The sequence below is a fragment of the Bacillus sp. JZ109 genome (assembly GCF_053903135.1).
Genome location: NZ_CP096388.1, coordinates 1,051,204 through 1,067,695, shown reverse-complemented (window position 1 = coordinate 1,067,695; position 16,492 = coordinate 1,051,204). Strand labels below are relative to the sequence as shown.

The window sequence follows — 16,492 nt, the reverse complement described above, 5'->3', positions numbered from 1 at the left end:
GATAACAGGTGTGACATCATTCAAAAATATGGTTAAGTCCTCGATCGATTAGTATCTGTCAGCTCCATGTGTCGCCACACTTCCACCTCAGACCTATCAACCTGATCATCTTTCAGGGATCTTACTTCCTTGCGGAATGGGAAATCTCATCTTGAGGGGGGCTTCATGCTTAGATGCTTTCAGCACTTATCCCGTCCGCACATAGCTACCCAGCGATGCCCTTGGCAGAACAACTGGTACACCAGCGGTGCGTCCATCCCGGTCCTCTCGTACTAAGGACAGCTCCTCTCAAATTTCCTGCGCCCGCGACGGATAGGGACCGAACTGTCTCACGACGTTCTGAACCCAGCTCGCGTACCGCTTTAATGGGCGAACAGCCCAACCCTTGGGACCGACTACAGCCCCAGGATGCGATGAGCCGACATCGAGGTGCCAAACCTCCCCGTCGATGTGGACTCTTGGGGGAGATAAGCCTGTTATCCCCGGGGTAGCTTTTATCCGTTGAGCGATGGCCCTTCCATGCGGAACCACCGGATCACTAAGCCCGACTTTCGTCCCTGCTCGACTTGTAGGTCTCGCAGTCAAGCTCCCTTGTGCCTTTACACTCTGCGAATGATTTCCAACCATTCTGAGGGAACCTTTGGGCGCCTCCGTTACCTTTTAGGAGGCGACCGCCCCAGTCAAACTGCCCACCTGACACTGTCTCCCCGCCCGATAAGGGCGGCGGGTTAGAAGGTCAATACAGCCAGGGTAGTATCCCACCGATGCCTCCACCGAAGCTGGCGCTCCGGTTTCCAAGGCTCCTACCTATCCTGTACAAGCTGTACCAACATTCAATATCAGGCTGCAGTAAAGCTCCACGGGGTCTTTCCGTCCTGTCGCGGGTAACCTGCATCTTCACAGGTACTATAATTTCACCGAGTCTCTCGTTGAGACAGTGCCCAGATCGTTGCGCCTTTCGTGCGGGTCGGAACTTACCCGACAAGGAATTTCGCTACCTTAGGACCGTTATAGTTACGGCCGCCGTTTACTGGGGCTTCAATTCGCACCTTCGCTTACGCTAAGCGCTCCTCTTAACCTTCCAGCACCGGGCAGGCGTCAGCCCCTATACTTCGCCTTACGGCTTCGCAGAGACCTGTGTTTTTGCTAAACAGTCGCCTGGGCCTATTCACTGCGGCTCTCTCGGGCTTGCACCCTAACAGAGCACCCCTTCTCCCGAAGTTACGGGGTCATTTTGCCGAGTTCCTTAACGAGAGTTCTCTCGATCACCTTAGGATTCTCTCCTCGCCTACCTGTGTCGGTTTGCGGTACGGGCACCTCTCACCTCGCTAGAGGCTTTTCTTGGCAGTGTGGAATCAGGAACTTCGCTACTATATTTCGCTCGCCATCACAGCTCAGCCTTATGGGAAACGGATTTGCCTATTTCCCAGCCTAACTGCTTGGACGCGGATATCCAATACCGCGCTTACCCTATCCTCCTGCGTCCCCCCATTGCTCAAATGGTGAGGAGGTGGTACAGGAATATCAACCTGTTGTCCATCGCCTACGCCTTTCGGCCTCGGCTTAGGTCCCGACTAACCCTGAGCGGACGAGCCTTCCTCAGGAAACCTTAGGCATTCGGTGGAGGGGATTCTCACCCCTCTTTCGCTACTCATACCGGCATTCTCACTTCTAAGCGCTCCACCAGTCCTTCCGGTCTGGCTTCACAGCCCTTAGAACGCTCTCCTACCACTGTTCGAAGAACAGTCCGCAGCTTCGGTGATACGTTTAGCCCCGGTACATTTTCGGCGCAGAGTCACTCGACCAGTGAGCTATTACGCACTCTTTAAATGGTGGCTGCTTCTAAGCCAACATCCTGGTTGTCTAAGCAACTCCACATCCTTTTCCACTTAACGTATACTTTGGGACCTTAGCTGGCGGTCTGGGCTGTTTCCCTTTCGACTACGGATCTTATCACTCGCAGTCTGACTCCCAAGGATAAGTCATTGGCATTCGGAGTTTGACTGAATTCGGTAACCCGGTAGGGGCCCCTAGTCCAATCAGTGCTCTACCTCCAAGACTCTTACCTTGAGGCTAGCCCTAAAGCTATTTCGGAGAGAACCAGCTATCTCCAGGTTCGATTGGCATTTCACCCCTACCCACACCTCATCCCCGCACTTTTCAACGTGCGTGGGTTCGGGCCTCCATTCAGTGTTACCTGAACTTCACCCTGGACATGGGTAGATCACCTGGTTTCGGGTCTACGACCACGTACTCATGCGCCCTATTCAGACTCGCTTTCGCTGCGGCTCCGCATCTTCTGCTTAACCTTGCACGGGATCGTAACTCGCCGGTTCATTCTACAAAAGGCACGCCATCACCCGTTAACGGGCTCTGACTACTTGTAGGCACACGGTTTCAGGATCTCTTTCACTCCCCTTCCGGGGTGCTTTTCACCTTTCCCTCACGGTACTGGTTCACTATCGGTCACTAGGGAGTATTTAGCCTTGGGAGATGGTCCTCCCGGATTCCGACGGAATTTCACGTGTTCCGCCGTACTCAGGATCCACTCAGGAGAGAACGAAGTTTTGACTACAGGGCTGTTACCTCCTATGGCGGGCCTTTCCAGACCTCTTCGTCTACCTCGTTCTTTTGTAACTCCGTACAGAGTGTCCTACAACCCCAAGAGGCAAGCCTCTTGGTTTGGGCTAATCCCGTTTCGCTCGCCGCTACTCAGGGAATCGCATTTGCTTTCTCTTCCTCCGGGTACTTAGATGTTTCAGTTCCCCGGGTCTGCCTTCTCATATCCTATGAATTCAGATATGGATACCACTCCATTACGAGTGGTGGGTTTCCCCATTCGGAAATCTCCGGATCAAAGCTTGCTTACAGCTCCCCGAAGCATATCGGTGTTCGTCCCGTCCTTCATCGGCTCCTAGTGCCAAGGCATCCACCGTGCGCCCTTTCTAACTTAACCGTTAAAAAGAATCACTATGTGATATCTTGTCTTACTAATTGAATGTGATGTCTACTGTTATCTAGTTTTCAAAGAACACGTTTCGAAGGAATGATCCTTCAAAACTAAACAAGACAGGGAACGTTCTGTTTATAAGACCCAAGGTCTTATATTCCGTATAATATCCTTAGAAAGGAGGTGATCCAGCCGCACCTTCCGATACGGCTACCTTGTTACGACTTCACCCCAATCATCTGTCCCACCTTCGGCGGCTGGCTCCTAAAAGGTTACCTCACCGACTTCGGGTGTTACAAACTCTCGTGGTGTGACGGGCGGTGTGTACAAGGCCCGGGAACGTATTCACCGCGGCATGCTGATCCGCGATTACTAGCGATTCCAGCTTCACGCAGTCGAGTTGCAGACTGCGATCCGAACTGAGAACAGATTTGTGGGATTGGCTTAACCTCGCGGTTTCGCTGCCCTTTGTTCTGTCCATTGTAGCACGTGTGTAGCCCAGGTCATAAGGGGCATGATGATTTGACGTCATCCCCACCTTCCTCCGGTTTGTCACCGGCAGTCACCTTAGAGTGCCCAACTGAATGCTGGCAACTAAGATCAAGGGTTGCGCTCGTTGCGGGACTTAACCCAACATCTCACGACACGAGCTGACGACAACCATGCACCACCTGTCACTCTGCCCCCGAAGGGGACGTCCTATCTCTAGGATTGTCAGAGGATGTCAAGACCTGGTAAGGTTCTTCGCGTTGCTTCGAATTAAACCACATGCTCCACCGCTTGTGCGGGCCCCCGTCAATTCCTTTGAGTTTCAGTCTTGCGACCGTACTCCCCAGGCGGAGTGCTTAATGCGTTAGCTGCAGCACTAAGGGGCGGAAACCCCCTAACACTTAGCACTCATCGTTTACGGCGTGGACTACCAGGGTATCTAATCCTGTTCGCTCCCCACGCTTTCGCTCCTCAGCGTCAGTTACAGACCAGAGAGTCGCCTTCGCCACTGGTGTTCCTCCACATCTCTACGCATTTCACCGCTACACGTGGAATTCCACTCTCCTCTTCTGCACTCAAGTTCCCCAGTTTCCAATGACCCTCCCCGGTTGAGCCGGGGGCTTTCACATCAGACTTAAGAAACCGCCTGCGAGCCCTTTACGCCCAATAATTCCGGACAACGCTTGCCACCTACGTATTACCGCGGCTGCTGGCACGTAGTTAGCCGTGGCTTTCTGGTTAGGTACCGTCAAGGTACCGCCCTATTTGAACGGTACTTGTTCTTCCCTAACAACAGAGCTTTACGATCCGAAAACCTTCATCACTCACGCGGCGTTGCTCCGTCAGACTTTCGTCCATTGCGGAAGATTCCCTACTGCTGCCTCCCGTAGGAGTCTGGGCCGTGTCTCAGTCCCAGTGTGGCCGATCACCCTCTCAGGTCGGCTACGCATCGTTGCCTTGGTGAGCCATTACCTCACCAACTAGCTAATGCGCCGCGGGTCCATCTGTAAGTGGTAGCCGAAGCCACCTTTTATGTTTGAACCATGCGGTTCAAACAACCATCCGGTATTAGCCCCGGTTTCCCGGAGTTATCCCAGTCTTACAGGCAGGTTACCCACGTGTTACTCACCCGTCCGCCGCTAACATCAGGGAGCAAGCTCCCATCTGTCCGCTCGACTTGCATGTATTAGGCACGCCGCCAGCGTTCGTCCTGAGCCAGGATCAAACTCTCCGATAAATGGATCACAGATTAAGTTCACCGCTTCCTGCGGCGACACCTGTGTGACCTGCGTCGTGCAGGCCCTAGTTTGACTGACTACGCACATCGCTGTGCGATTTATAAAAATGAATTAACAGGTACGTTTTGTCTTGTTTAGTTTTCAAAGATCATTTCGTTACTTCTCAATGAAGCAGCTTTACTAATATAACATTCAGCTTCTTTTTTGTCAACAACTTTTTTCAAGTTGTTTTGAAGCATCTAGTTTGTGTCCGCTGTGCATCAGCGACGTTTAATAATATAACACCTGTATTTATTTATTGCAATAGTTTTTTTAAAAAATCTATAAAACAAATAAACTATAATCCTCGCCATGATTTCTAAAGCGTGTGTATCATATTACTTTCTTAAAAGAACATATACATCAGTCATGTGATCTTGTTGTTTTTTTCGTTTTCTTGTATAGTAGAAACGAACTAAATACTGATGACCACAAGGGGAGCATTAAAGCTGAGAGTGAGCGGTTTCGTTCTGACCCTTTGAACCTGTTAGTTAACGCTGGCGTAGGGATGTGGCAAAGTCAAATGAATTGCAGATCGTAAAGCAGTGCGTGGAACTTTTCTCATCCTTCCGCGTGCTGCTTTTTTGTTGTCCTTTTGGTTGTCTGTCAATGGAAGGAGATAGATATGAATCAATCTAAGCAACTAGTTCGCCTTATTGAAATTGCCATTATGACAGCGGCAGCCGTTATTTTAGACATTGTCTCAGGAATGTTTCTTAGCATGCCTCAAGGAGGCTCGGTCTCCATCATGATGATTCCGATCTTTTTAATTTCGTTTCGCTGGGGTGTCAAAGCAGGTCTTACTACAGGTTTGTTGACAGGTCTAGTACAAATAGCAATCGGAAACTTGTTTGCTCAACATCCTGTACAGCTATTGTTAGATTACATTGTCGCTTTCGCAGCAATCGGCATAAGCGGCTGTTTCGCTTCTTCAGTCCGTAAAGCCGCTGTATCAAAAACAAAAGGGAAATTGATTGTTTCAGTGGTCAGCGCAGTTTTTATCGGCAGTTTGCTGCGCTATGCCGCGCATGTCATTTCAGGAGCTGTGTTTTTCGGCAGCTTTGCTCCAAAAGGAACACCGGTATGGATTTATTCTTTAACTTATAATGCGACTTACATGGTACCTTCATTCATTATTTGTGCAATTGTCCTATGTTTATTATTTATGACAGCACCCCGTCTGCTTAAAAGTGACAAAGCGTAAAAGTAACAATCCCCCAGCGAATTCCGCTGGGGGATTGTTCGTTATCTGTTAAGAAGTGTTTTTAAAGCTGAAAGATCCGGCCAGCCAAGACCTACTTCTTTCAACCTTACTCCGGCAATTTCAAAGTTGTCCTCCGCTACTCTTTCAGGTGAATAGGCCTGATAAAATATAATCGAGGGATTCTGCTCAATAACCCAAACAAACATACTTGAAAAGCCATGTTGAAGCAAATACTCCGCTCCTTTTGCTAAGAGCGCCCTGCCTGCACCTTGCCGCTGGCGCTCTTCCAGAAGATAAATAGCGTATAACTCGCCGTCATAGCCTTCTTGTTCAGAGCGAATAGGTCCAAATGAAGCAAAGCCGAATACTGAACCCATTTCGTCCTGAGCAACAAATACTCCTTTTAACGAGCGACTTTTCCATTTGTCTTCAAATTCCTTATAGTTCAGGCTGTTTAAATAATCAATCGGGATAGTTTCGTGGTATGTTGTCCTCCAGCTGTCTACATGCACTTTTGCAATGTCCTTTATATCCTCTAACTTCGCTTCACGTACAGTTACCATACGGTTCTGCCCTTTCCTTACTCTGATTTTTGGATCGTTTTGGCTTCTTTGATTTCATTTGTTAATTCATTAATGCTTTGTTTTACGTTTCCTTTTCCTGAAAAGTTCTCAAGCATTTCTTTTACATCAATTCCTGAGGATGCTTTTAAACTTTCTTGCAAACTTGACATTAAGTTCGTCGCATAGCTGGTTACTTTGTTTGCTCCGCTTGATTCACCGCTTCCTCCTGTATCGACAACGGTGATTTTATCAATATTTGAAAGAGGTGCCGCTGCTTGTTTCGCGTATTCCGGAAGCATTTTGACAATCATATCGAAAATCGCCGCCTGCCCGTACTGTTCAAAAGCAGCCGCAATTTTCTCTTTTGCTTCCGCTTCTGCAAGACCTTTCAGGCGGATAACCTCTGCCTCTGTCTCTCCTTTCGCTTTTTCCGCTTCTGCTTTTGCTAGCCCGTCAATTCTTACTTTTTCCGCCTCAGCCTTTGCCATTGCTTCTATACTGTACTTCTTGGCATCGGCTTCCGCGAGCTGTTTGGCTTTCTCAGCTGCTGCGGACTGCTCAACAGAATAACGGTCTGCATCGGCTTTTTTCTTTACCTCTGAGTCGTATTGACGTTCACGGCGAAGAATTTCTTTTTCTTCTAGTTCTATTTGTTTTTGGCGTTCGATAATTTTAACCTGCATTTCCTGCTCTGTGACTTGCTGGCGCGCTCTGGCAGTCTCTAAATCATATGCTTGGTCGGCATTCGCTTTTGCCGTATCTTGTTCTCTGCGAAATTCAGCCATTTTGAGCTGATTGAGTTTTTCAGCTTCAGCGATTTCCGTCGCCCGTTCAAGTTCTGATTTTTTTGCGTCTTTATCGGCTTCTGCCCGCTTAATTCGGGTTTCTTTATCAGCCTCTGCTGTTGCGATATCAGCATCGCGTTTTACTTGGGCAATTCTCGGTTTCCCTAATGATTCAAGATAACCGTTTTTATCACGAACATCTTTAATGGTAAACGAGACGATTACAAGCCCCATTTTCGCGAGATCCTGTGAAGCGACACGCTGCACCTCTTGAGAAAATTTCTCCCTGTTTTTATAGATTTCTTCAACTGTCATTGAGCCGAGAATGGAACGAAGGTGGCCTTCTAAAACCTCCCGCGCTTCCTGCTCACGGTCGTCTTTTGATTTCCCTAAAAATTGTTCGGCTGCTGTAGCGATTTCTCCTATAGAACCGCCGATTTTAATAATCGCAGTTCCATCGGCCATTACTGGCACTCCTTGTTCTGTATAGACTTCAGGTGTCGAAACATCGAGTTTGCTTGATAATAGGCTTAGCGGCTCTGCCTGCTGGAAGACGGGAAGGACAAAGGTTCCTCCGCCGCGGACGATTTTAATACGGTTGCCGCCTTCATCGACATGAACATTTTTATTGCCCAGATAGCTCCCCGTTACAATTAACGCTTCATCAGGCCCTGCTGTACGATACTTCGTAATAAACACAGCTATTAGTGCAATTAATAAAAAGAATACAACTCCGATGATCATTATAATCGGCATTGTCATATCAAATTCCTCCTTGTATATTAAATGGGTTCATGCGGAGTAACCGAAAGAACTCCGTTGTTAATATCTACGACTAACACCGTTGTCCCGTAACTGATCTGCTGATTATCAAAACTGACCGCTGACTTTGAAATGGTCCCGCCTATCCCTTCTATGACCACTTCACCAAACCCGTCAACCGGCACAGCTGTAATCACTTTACCGAGTCTTCCTCTGAGATCATCTTCTCTATATGCCAATGATTCTTCTGCAGATGATAATGGTACCAGTACAAAGATGTGAAGCAATATCACCATCAGGATCGAAAGGATGCAAGATAAAAGCGCAATCAGCAAGCTTGACAGAGGCAATACAAGTTCACCTATATATCCGCCCGCTGAAAAACATGTGAAAAATGAGAGCACTAATGTCGGATTAAGAAACGGAATGCCTTCTGACAGTCCTGCAAATACATCTCCGAAAAACAGGAATAATAGCGTAAGGCTGCCCGCAATAATAAGCGTATAAAGATAAATTGTTTGTATAGGTACTCCAAATAACTCCAATTTCCTCATCCTTTCTTCATCAATGCATTGATGAACGGCCGCCGTTACCATTTATACGAGACACCACGGGAAAGGTTTCAAAATTTTAAGACAAATAACCCATTTGAAGTGCTTTATAAATGATAATTGGTTATATATATGGTAATGTCATTTTAGGAGGAGATATGATGAGTATCTTTAATGAAGCCAGATTAGAAACGTGGAACGAATTGAAAGGACTTTCTGACGAAAAGCTGAATCAAAAGCCTTCTGCTGAAGAATGGAGCATACGGGAAGTTCTTGACCATTTGAAAAAAATCGATATGACCGCACAAAAAATGTTGAAGGAACGTGTAAAGGACGCTCCGATTAAAGAAATTGAAGAAAAACCGCTTGAGGTAGCACAGGACAGAAATAATAAACGGAAAGCCCCGAGTCATCTTGAGCCTGCGCATGATTTTATTTCAGGCAGCCAAATGAAACGTGAGCTTGATGTGGTAAGAGAGCAGCTGACTGCTGCGATTGCCTCTCTGAAAGAAGAAGATTTTGAAAGAGTGCTTCCGCATCCTGTGTTTCAAGAGCTGACTGTCAGACAGTGGATCGATTTTATCGGCCATCATGAAAAACGGCACCTCAGCCAAATGAAAGAAATTAAAGAAAAGATAGAAAGGGCCTGATTTCATCAGACCCTTTCTGCTTTTCGTTTGACTTTTCGCTGATAGGAATGAACTTCTATTTCATCACCTGTGTAAACAGCACCAGGTCTTTCCACAATACAGACAATCCCTCTAATGCCCAGTGCGTGGCGGACGAAAGCCGGCGCCAGCTTCGGTTGGTCCGGATAATAAGACTGAATGACTTCTCCCGGCTGGATACACGGATCATTTTCGCCCTCACACAGCAGAGCCGCTCCGCTCGGAAAAATAATCCGGCTTCCTTCTTTTAATGAAGTAAGATCTTGCATACCGCTGACTGCCACATTCGCCCCGAGCCATTCCGGCAAAATTCTCGGCACTCCCATTTTTAAAGCGATTTCGTTGCATTCCTCTATTGAAACAATTGAAATTTGTCTGCGGTTGAAAATTTCAGTCCCTCTTGAAAACATTGGTTCTCTGGCTCCCGCTTTTTTGGTCAGGCCAAAATGCAAATCGCCGGGGATGCCGCCATAATCAAAATCAAGCTTGTCCATTTGCTTTGTTACGAAGCTTTCTGTATCTGCGATATATAAGCCTTCCGCTTTTGCAGTCATACGCTTCCACATCAGCTGGCACCTTCTTTCTTATCTAAAATTTCCACCTATGCTTCATTATCCCAAAAAATCCCGCTCTGTAAAGGAGCGGGATTTTGATTATACCGTTTTAGGCGTAAGGTTAAAGCAGCGCTTGTAGATCCAGTTGTATGCTTTTTCATTTAAATCTCTAGGGTTTCCGAAGGTTTGCGGATCTTTCATAGCTTCTTTAGACAAGCGTTCGATCATATCAGGTGATACTCCCTGCTCTTCTAAAGTCGGCACTTCTAAATCTTCGACCAGATCATACATCCAATTGACAGATGCTTTCGCAGCTTCTTCTGTTGTCATCTTGCTTGTATCAATACCGAACGCTTTCGCAATACGCGCAAACTTCTCAGGATAGCCCTTCCAGTTGTATTCCATGACAGGGCCCATCATCGCCGCTACACATTGGCCGTGAGCGACTGGGATAATACCGCCAAGCGTTTGGCTCATCGCATGAGCCGCGCCCGCTGATTCACTTCCGTAAGAAAGACCGGCAAGCATCGCAGCCTGCGCCATTCCGTACCTTGCTTCCAGATCCTCTCCGTCAGCAAATGCCCTCTTAATGTAATGAGCGGCATACTCAATCGCCATTAAGGCAACCGCATCCGTGATTGGCTGTGCAAATTTCATTGTATAGCACTCAATGGCATGGGCGAGCGCATCAATTCCCGTCATAGCTGTTACATGCGGAGGCATTGAAACATGAAGCTCAGGATCAATGATGGTCAAGTGCGCTGCAATCAGCGGACCGCCCGTGTTGAATTTGAATTCTCTTTCTTCATCTGTGATAACCGCCCATTGGGTTACTTCTGATCCTGTTCCAGCTGTAGTGGGAATTGTCGTCAGCGGAGGAATGCGGTTTTCCAGCGGTTTTTTCCCATCTGCCGCTTCATAATCAAGCACGCTTCCTTCGTGAGTTGCTTCTACTCCGATTGCTTTTGCTGTATCCATGGAGCTTCCGCCTCCGACTGCCACCAAACCATTACAGTTCTCTTTTTTGTAAAGCTCAGATCCTTCATTCACCAGACGGACAGGCGGGTTTGGCTCAACTTTATGAAAGAGCACCACTTCAATGCCTGCTTCTTTAAGTGATTCGATTACAGGATCAGCAACACCGGCTTTATAAATCCCTGGGTCTGTGACAAGGAGCGCTTTTGAAACACCCAGTGCAGCTACTTCCTCACCCGTATGCTTGATGGCTCCGATTCCATGCTTAATCACAGTCGGAATTTCAAATGTGTGGAATTTCTGCATGCTTTCTACCTTCATATTTAATGTCATCATCAATCTCCCCCTCTTATGAATTAAACCAGTTAACCGCTGCCGGTTTTGTATTGCGGTATACATGTTTGACTTCTGTGTATTCTTCAAGGCCTATTTTTCCAAGCTCGCGTCCGAACCCGGATTGCTTATATCCGCCCCATGGCGCTTGTGCAAAGTACGGATGAAAATCGTTGATCCAAACGGTTCCCATTCTCAAGCTGGCTGCTACCCGTTCGCACTTTTCAATGTCTTTTGACCATACCGCTCCAGCCAAGCCATAGATGGTATCATTCGCAAGCTCGATTACCTCTTCTTCAGAGCTGAAGGTTTCGACTGTCAATACAGGACCGAAAACCTCTTCCTGAACGATTCTCATGTCAGAATTACAGTTTGAGAAAATAGTAGGTTCATAGAAAAAGCCGTTTTGAAGCTCAGGATCTTCCGGGCGTTTGCCTCCTGTCTCCAGCTTCGCGCCTTCCTCTATTCCGATCTCAACATATTTTTCTACCTTTGCCCTGTGCTCCGCCGAAATAAGCGGACCGCTTTCTGTCTCAGCATGAAAACCGTTTCCGAGTTTTATGCGTTTTGCCCGTTTGACCAGCTCCGCCAAAAATTGATCATGAATGGCATCCTCAACAAGCAAGCGGGAACCTGCAGAGCATACTTGGCCGGCGTGGAAAAATACAGCGTTTAAGGCCTGATCAACCGCAACTTCTAAATCCGCGTCCTTGAAAACAATATTTGGGTTTTTCCCGCCAAGTTCAAGGGCGATTTTTTTGACGTTTCCGCTTGCCGCCCGCATGATTTTTTTGCCTGTTTCAATTCCGCCCGTAAATGAAATCAAATCGACGTCTCTGTTTACTGCAAGCTCGTCGCCCACTGTGGCTCCCGGTCCAAGAACAAGATTTGCGACACCTTTTGGAACACCGGCTTCTTCCATCAGCTTAAAGACTTTGATTGTCGTCAGCGGCGTAATCTCACTCGGCTTCATGACGATTGTGTTTCCTGCAGCCAGTGCAGGGGCGATTTTCCAGCTCGCTTGAAGGAGCGGATAATTCCATGGAGTGATCTGGCCGCAAACCCCGATTGGCTCCCTAATAATTTTGCTTTCTGAATCAGGAATCGGAGATGAAATGATCTCTCCGCCATCTTTGTCTGCCAAGCCGGCGTAATATTGAAAAACATTGGCGATATCGTCCATATCGGCCTTGCTTTCTTCGAGTGTTTTTCCTGTATCAAGAGATTCAAGCTCAGCCAGCTCCTCAAGATCGCGTCTGATTAATTCCGCAATTTTCAGAACAATTTTTCCGCGTTCTAGCCCGGATAGCGATGACCATTCTCCTTTGTCAAATGCTCTGCGTGCGGCTGCGATTGCTTTGATGGCGTCCTCTCGCCCTCCCTCGCTTACAGTTGCAATTTCTTCTTGATTAAATGGGTTGATAATACTGCGGATCTGTTCTTTTTCGGCACTGATCCATTCTCCGTCAATGAATAATGTTTGACTCATATAAGCCTCCTTGACGTAAATAAAGTTTGTTAAATAAAAATTTAATGTTTTTAACAACCTTAATCTAACATATGGTTTTTAAACTGTCAAAGTCCCATTTTGATTTTTCTTTTTGACTTTTCCTCATGTTTCGTTAAGATAAAGAACATAAAGAAATAACTTAACGGATTTAATTTTCTAAAGGAAAAGAGGGTCAGTATGGATGAAAATCCAGAATTTGCAGCTATAGAACAGGCTCGGGATCTTGTTATTGACTCCATTGCTGAAACGATGGATCTTTACGGAATTACCCGCAGTGTCGGGATTTTATATGGGACGATGTATATGAGGGATGAGATGACGCTTGACGAAATGCGTGAGGAGTTGCAAATGAGCAAACCAAGCATGAGCACTGGCGTCAAAAAGCTTCAAGACTTAAATGTAGTGAAAAAAACATTTCACCGGGGCATCCGCAAGCATACATTTGTGGCTGAGAAGGATTTCTTTAAATTTTTCACAAATTTCTTTCCACCTAAATGGGAGCGGGAGGTTCAAGTGAATGTAACAGCGATCGAGGAAGCACAAGCTGATTTACAAAAGGTTTTAAGCAAGGAAGATCTCGATGAGGATATCAAAAATGAAGCACTGCAGTTATATGATCAGCTGGAAAGCTCTAAAGCTTACTATGACTGGCTGAAACGGCTTGCTGAATCGGTGCAGACCGGAGAAATTTTTAAATTTATACCGATCGAAACAAAGTAAAGCAGAAAACGCCTGGGAAACCAGGCGTTTTTTTGATATAACTACTACAAATTTGAAAAATACGGGAAAAACACCCCATTTACTTCCAAAATATTTGATGGTAATTTTATGTAGGTAAAATTTGTATTTGGCCTTTCAGAGGAGGTGAAAAGCGGGCAGGCCTGTTTAATTTATCATTTTTTAGGGGGAATTTTGTTATGAAACGCAAATTATTATCTTCTTTGGCAATTAGTGCATTAAGTCTCGGGTTACTCGTTTCTGCACCTACAGCTTCTTTCGCGGCTGAATCTACATCAACTAAAGCTCATACTGAATCCACTATGAGAACACAGTCTACAGCTTCATTGTTCGCAACAATCACTGGCGCCAGCAAAACGGAATGGTCTTTCTCAGATATCGAATTGACTTACCGTCCAAACACGCTTCTCAGCCTTGGCGTTATGGAGTTTACATTGCCAAGCGGATTTACTGCAAACACGAAAGACACATTGAACGGAAATGCCTTGCGTACAACACAGATCCTCAATAACGGGAAAACAGTAAGAGTTCCTTTGGCACTTGATTTGTTAGGAGCTGGCGAATTCAAATTAAAACTGAATAACAAAACACTTCCTGCCGCTGGTACATATACTTTCCGTGCGGAGAATAAATCATTAAGCATCGGAAATAAATTTTACGCAGAAGCCAGCATTGACGTGGCTAAGCGCAGCACTCCTCCGACTCAGCCTTGCGGTTGCAACTAATGTAAAAGACCGGTTAACGCCGGTCTTTTTTGCGTTTTACCCTCCCCTTTTTCTCTAATCCCCGTTATCTTTTTTCTGGTTTAAAATTTAAATTGACAAACACTAGAAACAGGAGTAAATTCTTGAGTGTTCAATTTCATACAGTCTCTTTTACCGCTTAATCAAACACGAACGGGGGAACCAACGATTGGCTGTTTTATTAACAGCCTTGGGGTGAATCTTACTAAGTAAGAGGGGGTACTCTGAATCCCTAATCCGACAGCTAACCTCGTAGGCGTATACAGAGAGGAGGTCTATTATCGGCCATTCTTTGCAATGGTCTTTTTTGCTTCAAAAACGTTAATTCACTAAGGGAGATATGAACATTGGGAAGAATTAAAAATAAGCAATTTGCCGTGATCGGGCTGGGCCGGTTTGGCGGCAGCATTTGTAAAGAACTTCATAGAATGGGGCATGAGGTCCTTGCGGTTGATATCAACGAAGAAAAGGTCAATGCATATGCTTCTTACGCCACTCATGCGGTAATTGCCAACGCCACCGAAGAAAACGAATTGCTTTCATTAGGAATACGCAATTTTGAATATGTAATTGTTGCCATCGGAGCAAATATTCAAGCGAGTACGCTGACCACCCTATTATTAAAGGAGCTTGATATTCCAAATATTTGGGTGAAGGCTCAAAACTATTATCATCACAAGGTGCTTGAAAAAATCGGCGCTGACCGGATTATTCATCCTGAAAAAGATATGGGAGTTAAAATCGCACAAAGCCTTTCAGACGAAAATGTTTTGAATTACATTGATCTATCTGATGAATACAGTATTGTCGAGCTGTTGGCTACGCGCAAGCTTGATTCAAAATCGATTATTGACCTGAATGTAAGAGCAAAGTACGGCTGCACGATCCTGGCCATCAAACATCATGGAGATATCTGTCTTTCCCCCGCGCCTGAAGACATCATTCACGAGCAAGATTGCCTGGTGATCATGGGCCACAAAAAGGATATTAAACGTTTTGAAAACGAAGGGATGTAGACAAAGGTGACACTTCAAAAGGATAAAGTGATCAAATGGGTTCGGTTTACACCGCCTCAAGTGCTTGCCATTGGTTTTTTCCTTACCATTATCATCGGGGCTGTCCTATTAATGCTTCCGATTTCCACTACGAAGCCATTGTCATGGATAGATGCCCTTTTTACTGCGGCTTCCGCTACAACTGTTACAGGGCTTGCTGTTGTCGATACCGGTACTCAATTTACGGTATTCGGGCAAACAGTAATTATGGGGCTGATTCAGATTGGCGGGCTTGGATTTATGACATTTGCGGTCTTGATCGTCATGATATTAGGAAAAAAAATCGGATTAAAAGAACGAATGCTCGTCCAGGAAGCCTTAAACCAGCCGACAATCGGCGGTGTCATTGGCCTTGTCAAAGTCCTGTTTGTGTTTTCGATCAGTATTGAATTGATAGCAGCACTCATTTTATCCATCCGGCTTGTACCTCAATACGGCTGGTCATCCGGCTTGTTTGCAAGTTTGTTTCACGCAATATCTGCTTTTAACAATGCCGGGTTTTCGTTGTGGCCTGATAATTTGATGAGCTACGTTGGCGATCCTACAGTGAACCTCGTGATTACTTTCTTATTTATTACAGGAGGGATCGGATTTACGGTTCTGTTTGATGTGATGAAAAATCGGCGTTTTAAAGCTTTTTCTTTACATACAAAGCTCATGCTTACAGGAACGCTGATGTTGAATGCGATTGCTATGCTTGCGATCTTTATTTTAGAATACAGCAACCCCGGCACGCTTGGCCACCTGCATATAGTGGATAAACTGTGGGCGTCCTATTTTCAGGCAGTGACGCCGAGAACCGCAGGCTTCAATTCTCTAGATTTCGGCAGCATGAGAGAAGGAACAATTGTATTTACTTTATTATTGATGTTTATCGGAGCAGGAAGCGCATCAACGGCGAGCGGCATTAAGCTGACTACGTTCATCGTGATTTTAACATCTGTTATTGCTTACTTGAGAGGTAAAAAAGAAACGGTTATTTTCCGCCGTTCCATCAAATATCCGATTATCATTAAAGCTTTAGCTGTGAGCGTCACCAGTTTGTTCATCGTGTTTTTAGGGATTTTCGCCCTGACGATGACAGAACAAGCGTCATTTCTTCAAATTGTGTTTGAAACCTTTTCCGCATTCGGAACTGTCGGCCTTACGATGGGGCTTACTCCTGAACTGACAACAGCTGGCAAGTGTATCATTATTGTCATCATGTTTATCGGAAGAATTGGTCCTTTAACGTTCGTGTTTTCATTCGCAAAAACAGAGCAATCAAATATCCGTTACCCTGACGGCGAAGTGTTTACAGGGTGATATCAAAAAATCCGGCGTGCAGTCGCCGGA

12 protein-coding genes, 2 rRNA genes and 2 riboswitches are annotated in these 16,492 nt (G+C 46.0%); of the genes, 6 read left to right on the top strand and 8 right to left on the bottom strand.

The features are described from left to right. Positions 1–28 precede the first annotated feature (28 nt). A 23S ribosomal RNA gene (locus M1D94_RS05390) occupies positions 29–2,956 on the bottom strand. Positions 2,957–3,126: 170 nt separating this feature from the next. Beyond that, positions 3,127–4,676: ribosomal RNA gene (locus tag M1D94_RS05385) — 16S ribosomal RNA — on the bottom strand. Together the 16S and 23S rRNA genes form the textbook arrangement of a ribosomal RNA operon. 464 nt (positions 4,677–5,140) lie before the next feature. Beyond that, a riboswitch (TPP riboswitch) is annotated at positions 5,141–5,242 on the top strand. A 99-nt stretch (positions 5,243–5,341) separates the two neighbouring features. Between M1D94_RS05385 and thiT the strand changes: the two genes are divergently transcribed. Next, positions 5,342–5,920 carry an energy-coupled thiamine transporter ThiT gene (gene thiT / locus M1D94_RS05380; protein WP_003228966.1) on the top strand — a complete coding sequence of 193 codons (579 nt, stop codon included), beginning with the start codon at positions 5,342–5,344 and terminating at the stop codon, positions 5,918–5,920. A 41-nt stretch (positions 5,921–5,961) separates the two neighbouring features. Here thiT and M1D94_RS05375 read toward each other — a convergent pair whose 3' ends face one another. From M1D94_RS05375 to M1D94_RS05365, 3 genes are read right to left on the bottom strand one after another with little or no spacing between them, the layout of a single operon-like run. Next, the gene (locus M1D94_RS05375; RefSeq protein ID WP_038828481.1) at positions 5,962–6,483 is read right to left on the bottom strand and encodes a GNAT family N-acetyltransferase; all 522 of its coding nucleotides are present in this window, start codon (positions 6,481–6,483) and stop codon (positions 5,962–5,964) included. Positions 6,484–6,500: 17 nt separating this feature from the next. Beyond that, positions 6,501–8,030 carry a flotillin lipid rafts scaffold protein FloT gene (floT, locus tag M1D94_RS05370; protein WP_015384468.1) on the bottom strand — a complete coding sequence of 510 codons (1,530 nt, stop codon included), beginning with the start codon at positions 8,028–8,030 and terminating at the stop codon, positions 6,501–6,503. A 20-nt stretch (positions 8,031–8,050) separates the two neighbouring features. Continuing rightward, positions 8,051–8,575 (bottom strand): NfeD family protein, encoded by a 525-nt coding sequence (locus M1D94_RS05365; protein WP_031315315.1) that lies wholly within the window; start codon positions 8,573–8,575, stop codon positions 8,051–8,053. 167 nt (positions 8,576–8,742) lie between these two features. Here M1D94_RS05365 and M1D94_RS05360 point away from each other — a divergent pair, with 167 nt between their 5' ends. Then, on the top strand, positions 8,743–9,231 hold the full coding sequence (locus tag M1D94_RS05360; RefSeq protein WP_003242867.1) for a DinB family protein: 489 nt from the start codon (positions 8,743–8,745) through the stop codon (positions 9,229–9,231). Between the two features lie 5 nt (positions 9,232–9,236). Here M1D94_RS05360 and M1D94_RS05355 read toward each other — a convergent pair whose 3' ends face one another. The 3 genes from M1D94_RS05355 to betB form a co-directional block, all read right to left on the bottom strand. Further along, entirely contained in the window at positions 9,237–9,815 is a 579-nt protein-coding gene (locus M1D94_RS05355; RefSeq protein ID WP_124047983.1) for an MOSC domain-containing protein, read from the bottom strand. A gap of 87 nt (positions 9,816–9,902) precedes the next feature. Continuing rightward, the gene (gbsB, locus tag M1D94_RS05350; RefSeq protein WP_014477776.1) at positions 9,903–11,111 is read right to left on the bottom strand and encodes a choline dehydrogenase; all 1,209 of its coding nucleotides are present in this window, start codon (positions 11,109–11,111) and stop codon (positions 9,903–9,905) included. A 16-nt stretch (positions 11,112–11,127) separates the two neighbouring features. Next, on the bottom strand, positions 11,128–12,600 hold the full coding sequence (gene betB, locus M1D94_RS05345; protein WP_277708925.1) for a betaine-aldehyde dehydrogenase: 1,473 nt from the start codon (positions 12,598–12,600) through the stop codon (positions 11,128–11,130). A gap of 198 nt (positions 12,601–12,798) precedes the next feature. Here betB and gbsR point away from each other — a divergent pair, with 198 nt between their 5' ends. From gbsR to ktrB, 4 genes are all read left to right on the top strand, one after another. Beyond that, positions 12,799–13,341: a transcriptional regulator GbsR gene (gene gbsR / locus M1D94_RS05340; RefSeq protein ID WP_015251366.1), complete on the top strand. Its 543-nt coding sequence runs from the start codon at positions 12,799–12,801 to the stop codon at positions 13,339–13,341. Between the two features lie 197 nt (positions 13,342–13,538). Then, positions 13,539–14,084, top strand: a complete 546-nt coding sequence (gene bslA / locus M1D94_RS05335; protein WP_003243556.1) for a biofilm surface layer hydrophobin BslA — start codon at positions 13,539–13,541, stop codon at positions 14,082–14,084. A 144-nt stretch (positions 14,085–14,228) separates the two neighbouring features. Then, positions 14,229–14,377: riboswitch (cyclic di-AMP (ydaO/yuaA leader) on the top strand. Positions 14,378–14,449: 72 nt separating this feature from the next. Next, entirely contained in the window at positions 14,450–15,118 is a 669-nt protein-coding gene (gene ktrA, locus M1D94_RS05330; protein WP_003228942.1) for a potassium uptake protein KtrA, read from the top strand. A gap of 6 nt (positions 15,119–15,124) precedes the next feature. After that, positions 15,125–16,462 (top strand): Ktr system potassium transporter KtrB, encoded by a 1,338-nt coding sequence (gene ktrB / locus M1D94_RS05325; protein ID WP_103804294.1) that lies wholly within the window; start codon positions 15,125–15,127, stop codon positions 16,460–16,462. Positions 16,463–16,492 lie beyond the last annotated feature (30 nt).

What these genes read in the sequence shown, in the direction of transcription:
- thiT (WP_003228966.1), top strand. Translation starts at nt 5,342, where the DNA reads ATGAATCAATCTAAGCAACTAGTTCGCCTTATTGAAATTGCCATTATG.
- M1D94_RS05375 (WP_038828481.1), bottom strand. Translation starts at nt 6,483, where the DNA reads ATGGTAACTGTACGTGAAGCGAAGTTAGAGGATATAAAGGACATTGCA.
- floT (WP_015384468.1), bottom strand. Translation starts at nt 8,030, where the DNA reads ATGACAATGCCGATTATAATGATCATCGGAGTTGTATTCTTTTTATTA.
- M1D94_RS05360 (WP_003242867.1), top strand. Translation starts at nt 8,743, where the DNA reads ATGAGTATCTTTAATGAAGCCAGATTAGAAACGTGGAACGAATTGAAA.
- M1D94_RS05355 (WP_124047983.1), bottom strand. Translation starts at nt 9,815, where the DNA reads ATGTGGAAGCGTATGACTGCAAAAGCGGAAGGCTTATATATCGCAGAT.
- gbsB (WP_014477776.1), bottom strand. Translation starts at nt 11,111, where the DNA reads ATGACATTAAATATGAAGGTAGAAAGCATGCAGAAATTCCACACATTT.
- betB (WP_277708925.1), bottom strand. Translation starts at nt 12,600, where the DNA reads ATGAGTCAAACATTATTCATTGACGGAGAATGGATCAGTGCCGAAAAA.
- gbsR (WP_015251366.1), top strand. Translation starts at nt 12,799, where the DNA reads ATGGATGAAAATCCAGAATTTGCAGCTATAGAACAGGCTCGGGATCTT.
- bslA (WP_003243556.1), top strand. Translation starts at nt 13,539, where the DNA reads ATGAAACGCAAATTATTATCTTCTTTGGCAATTAGTGCATTAAGTCTC.